General features: G+C 66.1%; 10 protein-coding genes. 5 read left to right on the top strand and 5 right to left on the bottom strand.

The window, feature by feature from the left end:
• Positions 1-360: 360 nt before the first annotated feature.
• A complete protein-coding gene (locus tag DX923_RS14120) occupies positions 361-1,779 on the bottom strand; it encodes a glycoside hydrolase family 1 protein (RefSeq protein WP_116115744.1) in 1,419 nt (472 codons plus the stop codon).
• Between the two features lie 229 nt (positions 1,780-2,008).
• On the opposite strand from DX923_RS14120, the gene DX923_RS16345 reads away from it, so the two are divergent.
• Positions 2,009-2,704 (top strand): AMIN-like domain-containing (lipo)protein, encoded by a 696-nt coding sequence (locus DX923_RS16345; RefSeq protein ID WP_162873020.1) that lies wholly within the window; start codon positions 2,009-2,011, stop codon positions 2,702-2,704.
• Between the two features lie 48 nt (positions 2,705-2,752).
• Here the strand turns inward: DX923_RS16345 and map are convergent, their stop codons facing one another.
• Positions 2,753-3,526 (bottom strand): type I methionyl aminopeptidase, encoded by a 774-nt coding sequence (map, locus tag DX923_RS14105; RefSeq protein WP_116115742.1) that lies wholly within the window; start codon positions 3,524-3,526, stop codon positions 2,753-2,755.
• Between the two features lie 229 nt (positions 3,527-3,755).
• Between map and DX923_RS14100 the strand changes: the two genes are divergently transcribed.
• The 4 genes from DX923_RS14100 to DX923_RS14085 all read left to right on the top strand — a co-directional run bounded on the left by DX923_RS14100 (position 3,756) and on the right by DX923_RS14085 (position 9,357).
• The gene (locus DX923_RS14100) at positions 3,756-4,967 is read left to right on the top strand and encodes an alanine racemase (protein ID WP_240322651.1); all 1,212 of its coding nucleotides are present in this window, start codon (positions 3,756-3,758) and stop codon (positions 4,965-4,967) included.
• A 63-nt stretch (positions 4,968-5,030) separates the two neighbouring features.
• On the top strand, positions 5,031-6,404 hold the full coding sequence (locus tag DX923_RS14095; protein ID WP_240322650.1) for a D-arabinono-1,4-lactone oxidase: 1,374 nt from the start codon (positions 5,031-5,033) through the stop codon (positions 6,402-6,404).
• Positions 6,405-6,468: 64 nt separating this feature from the next.
• Positions 6,469-7,755 carry an MFS transporter gene (locus DX923_RS14090; protein ID WP_116115741.1) on the top strand — a complete coding sequence of 429 codons (1,287 nt, stop codon included), beginning with the start codon at positions 6,469-6,471 and terminating at the stop codon, positions 7,753-7,755.
• A 219-nt stretch (positions 7,756-7,974) separates the two neighbouring features.
• Positions 7,975-9,357 carry a tyrosine phenol-lyase gene (locus DX923_RS14085; RefSeq protein WP_116115740.1) on the top strand — a complete coding sequence of 461 codons (1,383 nt, stop codon included), beginning with the start codon at positions 7,975-7,977 and terminating at the stop codon, positions 9,355-9,357.
• 73 nt (positions 9,358-9,430) lie between these two features.
• On the opposite strand, the gene DX923_RS14080 is transcribed toward DX923_RS14085, so the two are convergent.
• The 3 genes from DX923_RS14080 to DX923_RS14070 all read right to left on the bottom strand — a co-directional run bounded on the left by DX923_RS14080 (position 9,431) and on the right by DX923_RS14070 (position 12,148).
• On the bottom strand, positions 9,431-10,267 hold the full coding sequence (locus DX923_RS14080) for a S1 family peptidase (protein WP_162873019.1): 837 nt from the start codon (positions 10,265-10,267) through the stop codon (positions 9,431-9,433).
• A 190-nt stretch (positions 10,268-10,457) separates the two neighbouring features.
• Positions 10,458-11,591, bottom strand: coding sequence for a PrsW family intramembrane metalloprotease (locus DX923_RS14075; protein ID WP_116115738.1), 1,134 nt, complete (start codon positions 11,589-11,591; stop codon positions 10,458-10,460).
• On the bottom strand, positions 11,588-12,148 hold the full coding sequence (locus tag DX923_RS14070) for a hypothetical protein (RefSeq protein ID WP_116115737.1): 561 nt from the start codon (positions 12,146-12,148) through the stop codon (positions 11,588-11,590). The genes DX923_RS14075 and DX923_RS14070 overlap by 4 nt, the downstream gene beginning before the upstream one ends.
• Positions 12,149-12,200: the final 52 nt, after the last annotated feature.

The raw sequence follows: 12,200 nt of genomic DNA, 5'->3' as shown, positions 1-12,200 counted from the left end.
CGTTAATTCGCTAGTCATTGGGCAGGATTAGGGTACGCCGGGTCCTGTCGCGAAGTCGCTTGTCCTGACCGATCATGAGCGGGCGGTCCTCGCGGGGTTGGTACGCCGTCCGACATCTCCGGCGCGGCTGGTGCAGCGCTCAAAGATCGTGCTGGCCTACGCGGACACCCCGTCAGTTTCGGCGGTAGTCCGTCAGCTGGGGGTCCTTCCAGGCGAGCGTCGTCTCCGTGGTCTACCTGGCCGTCATGGGGGCCTGCGGGCTGTGGCTGGCGCGGCGTCGCCTCGGGCTGCTCCTCCAGAAATGACGCCGTCGGTGGCCGGACGCCCCCGCGAGGTCACCCGGCCACCGGCGACCGGCCGTCAACGCAGCGAAGCGCCTCGCGTGGCGATCACCTCGCGGTACCAGTCGAAGGACTTCTTCCGATAGCGGGTCAAGGTGCCTGAACCGTCGTCGTGCCGGTCCACGTAGATGAAGCCGTACCTCTTCGACAGCTCCGCCGTCGATGCGCTGACCAGATCGATCGGCCCCCACGTGGTGTACCCGAGCAGCTGTACGCCGTCGGCGAGCGCTTCACGGACCTGCACCAGGTGATCGTTCAGATAGGCGATGCGGTAGTCGTCCTCGACCGTCCACGCCCCGTCGACCTGGACGAGTTCGTCCTTCGCGCCGAGGCCGTTCTCCACGACGAACAACGGTTTGCCCCATCGCTGCCAGTAGTCGTTCAGCACGATGCGCAAGCCCACCGGGTCGATCTGCCAACCCCATTCGCTGGCCGGGATGGTCGGGTTCGGTACCCCGCCGATGATGTTGCCCTGTCCGCGCACCTGCTTGGCCGGGTCGGCGGTCTCGCAGACGCTCATGTAGTAGCTGAAGGACACGAAGTCGACGGTGTGTTTCAGGTCTGCCCGGTCCTGTTCGGTGATGTCCAGCTCGATGCCCTCCTCGTGGAAGCGTCGCAGCAGGTAGCCGGGGTATTCGCCGCGGCAGTGCACGTCGGCGAAGGCGTAGTTGACCTCTTCGGCCTTCTTCGCGGCCAGTACGTCGCGCGGGTCCGGGGTCAACGGGTATGTCGGCATCGCCAGGATCATGCACCCGACCTGCACGTCCGGGATCATCTCGTGGGCCATCCGGGTGACTCGCGCCGAGGCCACCAGTTCGTGGTGGATCGCCTGGTACAGGTCGGTGGCGGTCAGTTCCTCCTTCGGGGTGGGGATCCCCCCGGACATGAACGGCGCATGCACCACCGAGTTGATCTCGTTGAAGGTCAACCAGTACTTCACCCGCTCGCCGTACCGTTCGAAGAGCACCCGGCAGTACCGTTCGTAGAAGTCCACCAGTCGGCGGTTCGTCCATCCGCCGTACTCGCGGGCCAGCACCAGGGGCGTCTCGTAATGACTGATGGTGACCAGCGGCTCGATACCGTGCTTCTCCAGTTCGTCGAGCACCCGGTCGTAGAACGCCAGCCCGGCCTCGTTCGGTTCGCTCTCGTCACCGCGGGGGAAGATCCGCGACCACGCGATGGAGAACCGGAAGACGGTGAATCCCATCTCCGCGAACAGGGCGATGTCCTGGGCGTACCGGTGGTAGAAGTCGACCCCCACCAGGGTGAGATTGTCCTCGGTGGGTGCTTCGCTGGGCGGCCCGGCCAGCCCGCCGTGCGGCATCACGTCCCGGATCGACAGGCCTTTCCCGTCGACGTCGTAGGCGCCTTCGATCTGGTTGGCGGCTGTTGCGCCGCCCCACAGGAAATCGTCGGGGAAAAGCAGCGTGTCGGACATGGGATCAGCTCCTTCACAGGGGGTCGGGCAACTATCATCGCCCCCGTTCGATCAACGGCGATAACGGTCACCGAATGGCTGCAGTCAGGTCACCAAGGCGTCACGATCACTGCCACGCGCTTGAGAGTGCCGGGAGCCTACGCCGATTCTGGTATGAAAGACGACGCCTGACCGGCTGACGTCGACCACGGAGGAGTCCGAGATGAGCACGAGGTGCGACACTCACCAGGTGAGCACGAGCACGGCAACACCACGCGCTCTGCGCATCCCAGCTGCGACCCGGCTGGCGCGAGCCCTCGCCGTGATCTGTCTGCCACTGGTGGTGGCATCCTGCGGTGGCGGGCAGGAGAAGATGGCCAACACGGCATCGACCTCGTCGATGACCTCGTCGTCCAGCAGCTCCACCTCCTCGTCCTCCCTGCCCACGGTCGGTGCCACGACCAGCAGCACCCAGAAATGCACCTTCGAGGGCGCGCTGACCACACCGGGCGACACCGCACTGTCGAAACTGACCGTCACCGGAGTCCGCACCGGAAAACAGGACTGCTTCGACCGGCTCGTCATCGACCTGTCCGGCGACGCCAGCAAGAAACCCGGCTATCAGGTGCGGTACGTGCCCCGCGTCCTGCAGGACGGCTCCGGCAAACCCGTCACCCTCCGCGGAGGAGCCTTCTTGACGGTCGGGGTCGGCGCAGCCTCCTACGACGCCTCAGCCCAGCCGACCTTCATCCCCGCGGACAAGAACGAACTCTCCGATGTCACCGGCTACGCCGCCTTCAAACAGGTCGCCTGGGCCGGAAGCTTCGAAGGCATGACCACCATCGGCATCGGCGTCCGCGAAGAACTGCCTTTCAACGTTCACGTCATCGACGAGGGCGGCAAAGTACGACTCGTCATCGACGTCGCCCACCAACGGTTCAGCTGACCGACGGACACACTCCACATCGGACGCACCCGACCGCTGAACCCCCGGTCACGCACCAGGACGGGCGGTCAACACGAGAGGATCCCCCTTCGTGACTGCGATCGTGTGCTCCGAATGTGCGCCCCGTGACCCGTCGACACTGCGCAAGGTCCACCCGTCAGGGTCTGTCACCACCTGCGCAGTGCTGTGCAACAGCCACGGCTCCAATGCGAGCACCAGCCCCGGCCGCAACGTGATCCCCTGACCGCGGAAACCGTTGTTCGGCACATGCGGCTCCTGATGCATCGTCCGGCCCACCCCGTGCCCCCCGAACTTCAGATTCACCGAATACCCGGCCAGACGACACACCGCACCGATCGCCGCCGACACATCCCCCAACCGCTTTCCCGCCCGCGCCGTCGCGATCCCCGCCGCCAAGGCCTCCTCCGTGGTCGCGATCAACCGTTGATCCTGCGGGCGCGGAGTGCCCACGATGACGCTGCGCGCCGAATCACTCACCCAGCCGTCGACCGACACCGCGAAATCCAGGCTGAGCAGATCACCGTCCCGCAAGGCGTAATCGTGCGGCAGCCCATGCAAGACAGCGTCATTCACCGATGTGCAGATGACATGCCCGAACGGTGAACCCCCGAAGGACGGGTGATAGTCCAGATAACAACTGATCGCACCCCGGGCCCGGATCGCCTCATGAGCCCACTCGTCGATCTCCAACAGATTGGTCCCCACCGCGACCCGAGAACACAGATCCTCCAGGACCTGCGCCACGAACTCACCAGCCGGACGCATCTGCTCGATTTCCTTCGGTGAACGACGGTAAGCCACTCGGCTGCCCTCCAGGGTCAACGGATCTACGGATGCCTTCGAGGGGCCCACCTGCCACCGGGCCGCACCCCACCCGCAGCCACGCCACCGGACACCACCCCCGGCGGATCAGCGCACCGGACCCCACCGATCACGTTAACCGACGCGCCGACTCGTCGAACGACAGGCCGACGCACCGTACGCTGTGCCCAACCGGCCGCACATCCCCAGCCGAAGGAGCCACCCCCCCGTGAACGCCCACCGCGGCGAACCCGGCGAGGACATCCGCGCCGCCGTGCACACCGCCCACGCCACCGGACGCGTCAATGCACCGGCCGCAGTCGTCGACCTCACCGCTTTCACCGCCAACGCCGAACTCCTCCGCACCTGCGCCGCCGGACGCCTCATCCGGGTCGCCACCAAATCGGTACGCTGCCGACCACTCCTCGAACGAACCCTCGCACTCCCCGGATTCGCCGGACTGATGGCCTTCTCCCTGGCCGAAGCACTCTGGCTCGCCGACAGCCCGGACAGCACCTTCCACGACGTCCTGGTCGCCTACCCGAGCACGGACCGGACTGCCTGGGCCCGACTGACCTCCTCCGCCACAGCCGCCCAACGGATCACCGTCATGATCGACGACGAAAACCAACTGGGCGACACCACCGACACCGCAGCCCCGGTCCAGATCTGCCTCGACGTCGACGCCTCCCTCCGCATCGGCCCGGCCCATCTCGGGGCACGGCGCTCGCCGCTGCGGACCCCGGAGCAGGTGGTGGCCTTGGCCCGGCGGGTGGCGACCCGTCCGGGATGCCAGGTGGCCGGGTTGATGTTCTACGACGCCCAGATCGCAGGATTGCCGGATCGTTCGATGGCGGTGCGTGCGGTCAAGGCTTTGTCGGATCGGGAATTGCGGATGCGCCGGGGCGAGGTGGTCGCAGCGGTCGCGGCTGAACTGGAGCGGTTGGGCGTGCCGCCGCTGCGTCTGGTCAACGGTGGCGGGTCGGGAAGCCTGCGGGTGACCGGCGCGGACCCGTGCCTGACGGAGGTCGCAGCCGGGTCGGGGCTGTATGCGCCGACGGCTTTCGACGGTTATCGGGGATGGTCGCCGCGTCCGGCGTTGTTCGTCGTGGTGCCGGTGGTGCGCCGTCCGGCTCCTGGGATGGTGACGGTCTTCGGAGGGGGATATGTCGCCTCGGGCGCGGCGGGGCGCTCGCGGCTTCCTCGTCCGGTGTGGCCGACTGGTCTGCGGTTGACGGCTGCTGAGGGGGCAGGGGAGGTGCAGACGCCGCTGCGGGTGGCGCGGGGTGCGCATATTCCGCAGGTGGGGGAGCTGGTGTGGTTGCGTCCGACGAAGGCGGGGGAGCCCCTGGAGCGTTTCGGCCAGGTCTCTCTGGTGGAGGGCGGCCGATGGCACGGCATGGTGCCGACCTATCGGGGGGAGGGGCGTTCTTTCGGTTGAGTTGTCGCCGTATACGACGGATACCGGTTGCCGGGTGGCCGGGCCTGACGAGGAGGTACAGGAATGATGCGTGGGTCGTTGTCGACGGGTGGTTTCGCGACGGAGGGGGTTTCGTGGTCCGAGGAGGTGGCGCCCTGGCGTAATTGGGCGGGCACGGTGGAGGCTTTCCCTGCTCGGCGGGTGTCTGCTCGGGACGAGGACGAGGTTGCGGCCGTGTTGTCGGAGGCCGCGGCGGAAGGGCTACGGGTCAAAGCGGTCGGGGCGGGGCATTCGTTCACCGGGGCGGCATACACCGATGGGGTCCTCCTCGACCTGTCAGGGGTGGCAGGCCTGCGGGAGGTCGTGGTCGATGAGGCGGGCATCCGGGTGCGGGTCGGGGCGGGGACGACATTGCACGCGTTGAACGCGCTGCTGGACGAGGCAGGGCTGGCGGTGCCGAATCTCGGCGATATCGATGCGCAGACGATCGCGGGAGCGATCAGTACGGGCACTCACGGTACCGGGGCCGTGTTCGGTGGTCTGTCTTCCTTCGTGACGGGTTTGCGGATGGTGATGGCCGACGGGCGGGTGGTGGCGTGTTCGCGGACGGAGGAGCCGGAGCTGTTCGCGGCGGCCTGCGTGGGCCTGGGGGCCTTCGGCGTCGTCGTCGAGGTCGAGCTCGGCTGCGTGCCGGCTTTCCGGGTGCGGGCGGTGGAGTCGCCGGAGAAGCTTTCGGAGCTGCTTCCTCGTTTGGACGAGGTGATGACGGAGCGCGACCATGTGGAGTTCTTCTGGTTCCCGCACACGGATTCCTGCCTGGTGAAGCGGAACGACCGCTTGCCTCCGGAGGACCGGTCGGGTGCTCCTCTGCCGGAGTGGCGTCGGCGGTGGGCCGACGACGTCGTCGACAACCGTTTGTTCGCGGCGGCGAATCGGGCTGCGACGCTGCGTCCGTCGTGGGTGCCTGCGGTGAATCAGATAGGGGCGAAGGTTATTTCCCGTCGGGAGTACACCGATGTGTCGCATCGGGTGTTCGTCTCGCCGCGGACGGTTCGTTTCCGGGAGAGCGAGTACGCGGTGCCGCGGGATGCGGTCGGGGAGATCCTGGTTTTCCTGCGGGATTGGTTCGAACGGACGGGAGAGCCGGTGACTTTTCCTTTGGAGGTGCGTTATTCGGCGGCGGATGATCTGTGGTTGTCGACGGGGTCGGGGCGGGAGACGGCTTATATCGCGGTGCATCAGTACGTCGGTCAGGACCACACCCGGGTGTTCCGCGTCTTCGAGGACGTCATGGAGCGTCATGACGGCCGCCCGCACTGGGGCAAGCTGCACCGGTTGACAGCAGAGCGGTTGGCGGCTTTGTATCCGCGGTTCGGTGACGCGGTGCGAGTGCGTGACCGGGTCGATCCGGGGCGGCTCTTCGCGAACCCGTACCTGGATCGCGTCCTGGGGGAGTGAACACCCATCTTTTCGAGGGCATCGAGGGCATCGACGGGTTGCGGGAACGACTCGACCTGACAGGATGACAGTCGTGCCCCTGCCCGGTCACGCCCCGGAGAGGCTCGAAGCGGCCAAGGTCGCCACGAGCCTCGTCTTCGCGATCAACGGGTGGACCTTCGCGACCTGGGCCGGGCGGATCCCCACCCTCCGGGAAGACCTGGGGCTGACGCCAGGGCAGCTGGGCCTGCTCATGCTGATCGGGTCGGCCGGTTCACTCATCGGGTTGCCCTTCGCCGGCCGCCTGGTGCATCGCTATGGTGCGGCCTGGTCGGTCCGCACAGGTGCTGCCCTCACCTTGTCCGCGCTGATGGTCGTCGGATTCACCGCCGGGGTGCATCATTCCGTCCCGGCCACGATGCTGCCGCTTTTCCTGTCGATGCTCGGCATCGGTGTCTGGGACGTCTCGATGAACATCGAAGGTGCCGCAGTCGAACACCACCTGGGCCGCACGATCATGTCTCGCTATCACGCAGCATTCAGCCTGGGCACGGTGCTCTCGGCGCTCCTGTCCTCCGGGCTGACCGCCGCTCGGGTGCCGATCGTGGCGCACTTCTGGGTGGCGGCGCCGTTGATCTTTCTCGCGGTGGCCCTCTGCGTGCGCTCCTTCCTCCCCCGCGCTGAAGAGACGGACGAACCTGAGCCGTACGAACCTGAGCCGTACGAACCTGAGCCGTCCGCGACGACGGCAGTCGACCCATCGGCGGGCGGATCGGCCTGGCGCGAGCCGCGCACCCTGCTCATCGGCCTGGTCACCATGGTCGCCGCCTTCACCGAGGGGGCCGCGAACGACTGGCTGTCGGTGGCCTTCATCGACGGCTACCACCTGCCGCAGTGGGCCGGCGTGCTCGGGTTCGCCGTCTTCCTGGGGTTCATGACGGCCGGACGATGGTTCGGCGCGCCTCTGCTCGACAGGTACGGCCGGGTACCTGTCCTCCGGTCGCTGTTCGTCCTCGCCGGGGCGGGGTCACTCCTGGTGGTCTTCGGCAGCGCACCACTGGCCTACCTCGGGGCGGCGATCTGGGGGATCGGGGTCTCCTTGGGCTTCCCGGTCGGGATGAGCGCTGCCGCCGACGATCCGGCCCGGGCCGCGACCCGGATGAGCGTCGTCTCCACCATCGCCTACGGGGCCTTCCTGATGGGCCCGCCCGGCCTCGGATGGCTGGGCGATCACGTCGGTGTCTTGCGCGCGCTCGGGGTGGTTTCGGCCTTGCTGATCGTGGCGCTCGCGGCTGTTCCTGCGGTGCGGGAGTCCTCTCGGGGGGAGTGGCCGGAGAAGGTCGGCGGACCCCGGACATCAAGTGAAAACTGATGTCTGAGAAGTATTTTCCTGGTCGATTCGCCAGGGTGCCGGTTGCGCTGGTCGCTATGGCTGAACGCAATGCACACTATTTCGAGCTGACACGCCGATGTTGTGGACAACCTGCACAATCTGCTGACGAAAGAGTGGACGCAATGCCAGGATGAGTGGCATCGAGATACGTGAAGTGCCCGAAAATCCTTCGCCCCGTGCACATGTCAGGAGGCTGTGATGTCACCCGTACGCACCCAGGCCGCTGAGCCCTATCGGATCAAGACCGTCGAGCCCCTCACGATGACCACTCGCGCCCAGCGCGAACAGGCCATCAAGGACGCCGGATACAACACCTTCCTGCTGCCTTCCAAGCTCTGCTACATCGACCTGCTCACCGACTCCGGAACCTCCGCGATGAGTGACCAGCAGTGGGCGCACATGATGGTCGGCGACGAGGCCTACGCCGGGGCGAAGTCCTTCGACCTGCTCAAGGAGGCCGTCGAAGAGGTCTACGGCTTCCCGTACGTCGTCCCCACCCACCAGGGGCGGGGCGCCGAGCATCTGATCAGCCGCATCCTCATCAAGCCGGGCATGCACGTGCCGGGCAATATGTACTTCACCACCACGCGCCTGCACCAGGAGATGGCCGGTGCCACCTTCCACGACGTCATCATCGACGAGGCCCACGACCCCACCGCCCCGCACCCCTTCAAGGGAAATGTCGACCTGGACAAGTTCCAGAAATTGATCGACGAGGTCGGCGCCGACAAGATCGCCTACATCAATGTGGCGCTCACCGTGAACCTGGCCGGTGGGCAGCCGGTCTCCATGGAGAACATCCGCGCCGTCCGCAGGGTGTGCGACGACCACAAGATCATCATGTGGTCGGACGCGACCCGGCTCGCCGAGAACGCCTACTTCATCCAAGAACGTGAAGAAGGCTATGCCGACAAGTCCTGCGCCGAGATCGTCAAGGAACAGCTGTCCTATTTCGACGGGCTGACCATGTCGGGCAAGAAGGACTGCCTGGTCAACATCGGTGGTTTCCTCGCCATGCGCGACGAGAGGATCCTCGTCGCAGCCCGCGAACTCGTCGTCGTCTTCGAGGGCATGCCGTCGTACGGCGGGCTGGCCGGGCGCGACCTGGAGGCGATGGCGGTCGGGCTGCGCGAGGCCGTCGACGACCACTACCTGGCGCACCGCATCGGACAGGTCCGTTACCTGGGTGAACGTCTCCTCGAAGCGGGCATCCCGATCGTGGAGCCGATCGGCGGGCACGCGGTCTTCCTCGACGCGCGCCGCTTCCTGCCGCACGTCCCCCAGGAGGAGTATCCGGCGCAGGCCCTGGCCGCGGAGCTGTACGTCGAGTCCGGGGTGCGTTCGATGGAGCGCGGCAATGTGTCCTCGGGGCGGGGGGCCGACGGCAAGGACCGTTTCCCGGCCCTGGAGCTGGTGCGCCTGACGATCCCGCGCCGGGTCTACACCGACCGGCACATGGATGTCGTGGCCGATGCGGTCATCGAGTGTTACCGGAACCGTGAGCACATCAAGGGCCTGAAGTTCGTCTACGAGTCGCCTACTCTGCGTTTCTTCACGAGCCGGTTCGAGCCGCTGACCTGAGCTCTCTCGTCAAGGTGGGCCTGGCCGTGCACCGGCACGGCCAGGCCCACCTTCGCGATCGATCAGCCGATGGTCACGACCTGAAGGTGTTCCACAATGTCGAGGAGGCCGTCGAGGTGAAGAACGAGTGGTGCTCGGCATGCCCGCAGGCCTTGCCCCAGCTGACGATCCCGATCTGGTAGAGACGACCGGCATGCCGACGTACCAAGGGGCCGCCGCTGTCGGAGAAACAAGCCCCCTTACCGGCGGACCCGCCACACAGGTCGGTGGCTGCGTTGTACTCGTGGCCGCCGTCCTCGGCGCAGGCCGCTGTCGAGTGCAGCGGAATGGTGACCTTGCGCAGCCCGTCAGGCATGTCTCGTTCACCTGACGGGTCGACGGTTCCCCAACCGATGACGGTCGCCCGACCGGAGGTGGTCAGGCCGGTTGCTCCTCGCGGGGGTAGCGCTACCGGGGTGATCCCGTGGACAGGTTCGTTCAGCCGCAGTAACGCTGCGTCGTAACCGGCGATCACGGCGTACCGGGGATGGATGGTGATGTCGGCCTGACCGTTGACGACCTTGATCTTGCGGGTGATTCCTTGGGAGGAGTCGGAGAGAGTCGTCCGGCCGATCACCAGGTTCACGCCCTGGGCTGTGCTGCCGACCCTCTCGCTGACGCAGTGGGCTGCGGTCAGTACGGTGTTCGCGTCGATGAGCGACCCCCCGCAGAAGTGCCGTTCCCCGGCCTGGATCGACACCATGAACGGGAACTCGTTCTCCTCGGCTTGAACACCGCCGATGATCCGAGGCGATGGCGTCGGGTCTGCTGGTGGTGAGGCGTGGGTGGTGCAGGGGGTGAGCAATCCACCGACAAGCATCGTTGCTGCTGCCACACTCAGGAGGCGGCCTTTCCTGCTGGACTTGGACATGTGCTGGGGCTCCTCTCGGCTGCGGTGCATCTTCGGACGCGAACAGAGTAGGAGCGCCCGGGACGGCGCAGCGGGGGACCGGCCAGGATCTTGTCTTTCTTTGCCGAGGCCAGACCTGGCCTTGGGGGCAGCTATTCCAGCATTCCACCAAAGATGGACAAAATCCTATTTTTCAACGAAAACCGTTGACTTATAAGGTCTTCCGAATGCCAGGCGTGTCGGCACCAGCACTGCAACGGCCCCACTCCTGGAGCCGCTCCAGGTAGATCCGCATCTCATGACGGGCACGGCGCACCCCGCTACGTCCTCCCCGACGTCGGGTCTCCTTCACGAAGGATCTACGGGTGCGCCGATCACCGATCGCCGCATTTTCGAGTTCATCCAGCTGATCGCCGGTGACCGCGCTCGCGGCGGCCCGGAGGTAGTCGCGTTCCTGCCGCCATACCCAGCGCAGCACCGGCGTGAGCATTGCCAGGTAGCAGGCGATCTTGACCGGCATCAAGGCGATGACACCGGCGTTGCCCCAGGCTGTCGGGGCCGGCGAGTTCCACAGGAAGTGGATGAACCAACCCAGCGCGTAGAAACCGGTGAAGACCAGAAGACGACGGTTCAAGGACCACTTGTCTCCGACGACACGACCGAGCAGGACGGCGACCCCGACCCCGATGATCGCGCTGTACAGCTGGTGTGACGTGAAACCACTGAAGAAGCGCACGAATCCCACCAGGAGGAGCCCCTTGATATCGCTGTCCGGGCTGTCCAATGCGCCTTTGGCCAGGTAGGAAAGGTTTTCCAGGACCTGGAAACCGAGACCGACGAAACCACCCACCATCAGCCCGTGCATCGGTCTCGTCATCGTTTCCCGGGCGATGAGCATCACGAGCAGGATGCAGGCCGTCTTCATCCATTCCTCGGACGTCGGCCCCACTAATCCGGCGAACCATTGCTGGGCTGACTGTTCGCCCAGCAGGTGCAGGACGACGACCGGGAGAGCCGCATTGACCTTCACGGACAGGTAGGCGGCGATCGTGGCCCCGCTGACGAAGGCGGCCAGCATGATCCGGGGGCGACGGGCCCGGTAGGGATCACAGGCCGCCATCGCCAGGACGAAGAGCGCTACACCTCCCAGGGACAACGGCGAGGTCAACAGCAGCGTCCCCGCTGGCGGGGCGACCCGGGGCCACAGGAAGACGGCGAGCGCGATTCCGCACAGTGCGCAGCTGATCAGATAGAACCACCACAGAGCTGACCGGGGGCGGTAGAACTCGTCGCCGGGCTTCTGGTTCGCTGTCGCCAGGCGTTCTCCGCGGCGGAGGTCGTTCATGCCTTTTCCTTCTTGACCGTGAGGGAGTCGATCAGCGTGGTGATGTCCAGAGGCTCTTTGTCCGTCGGTGCGGTCGAGGTGATGACGATCAGGAAACCGTCGCGCCCGACCATCGCGCAGCGGCCCTGCCCGGCTCCGTTTCCGCCGGTGACTTCACAGGACAAGCCGGAGAACTCGTTCGCAGTCGAGATCTTCTGTTCGGTGAGTCGTAGGTTCTGCCCGGAGGCGGCGGCCGAGCGGACCTGACGTTCCATGGCGGTCTGCTGATCCTTGACGGAACTGATCACGGTCAGGGACAGCGCTCGTTCCCCGTCGACATACCGGGCATATTTCCGGCGCACCTGCTCCTGGCGCTGCCAGTGTTCGGGGGCAGCCCATTCGACGTGGGTGCCAGTGGCATCGACGGTGAGTCGGTCTCGTTGCCCGGTTGTGACGGCATCGCTGGGAGTGCCGAGAGCAGCTGCTGACAGCGTTGGCACCGCGACCCCGATGGCCAAGATGCCGAGGACCGCAGCTGTGGCCCTGAGGTCGCGCAGTTCTTTACCGATTCTGTGCATGAGAGGTCCTTGCCGAACAGTGAAAATATGGTGCAGGACAGCAGAAGGGGCA

The sequence above is a fragment of the Austwickia chelonae genome (genome assembly GCF_003391095.1).
In the GTDB taxonomy this organism is placed as follows: Bacteria; Actinomycetota; Actinomycetes; order Actinomycetales; family Dermatophilaceae; genus Austwickia; species Austwickia chelonae_A.
The sequence above is the reverse complement of the archived record's forward strand: the minus strand, read 5'-3'. Positions and strand labels throughout refer to the sequence as shown.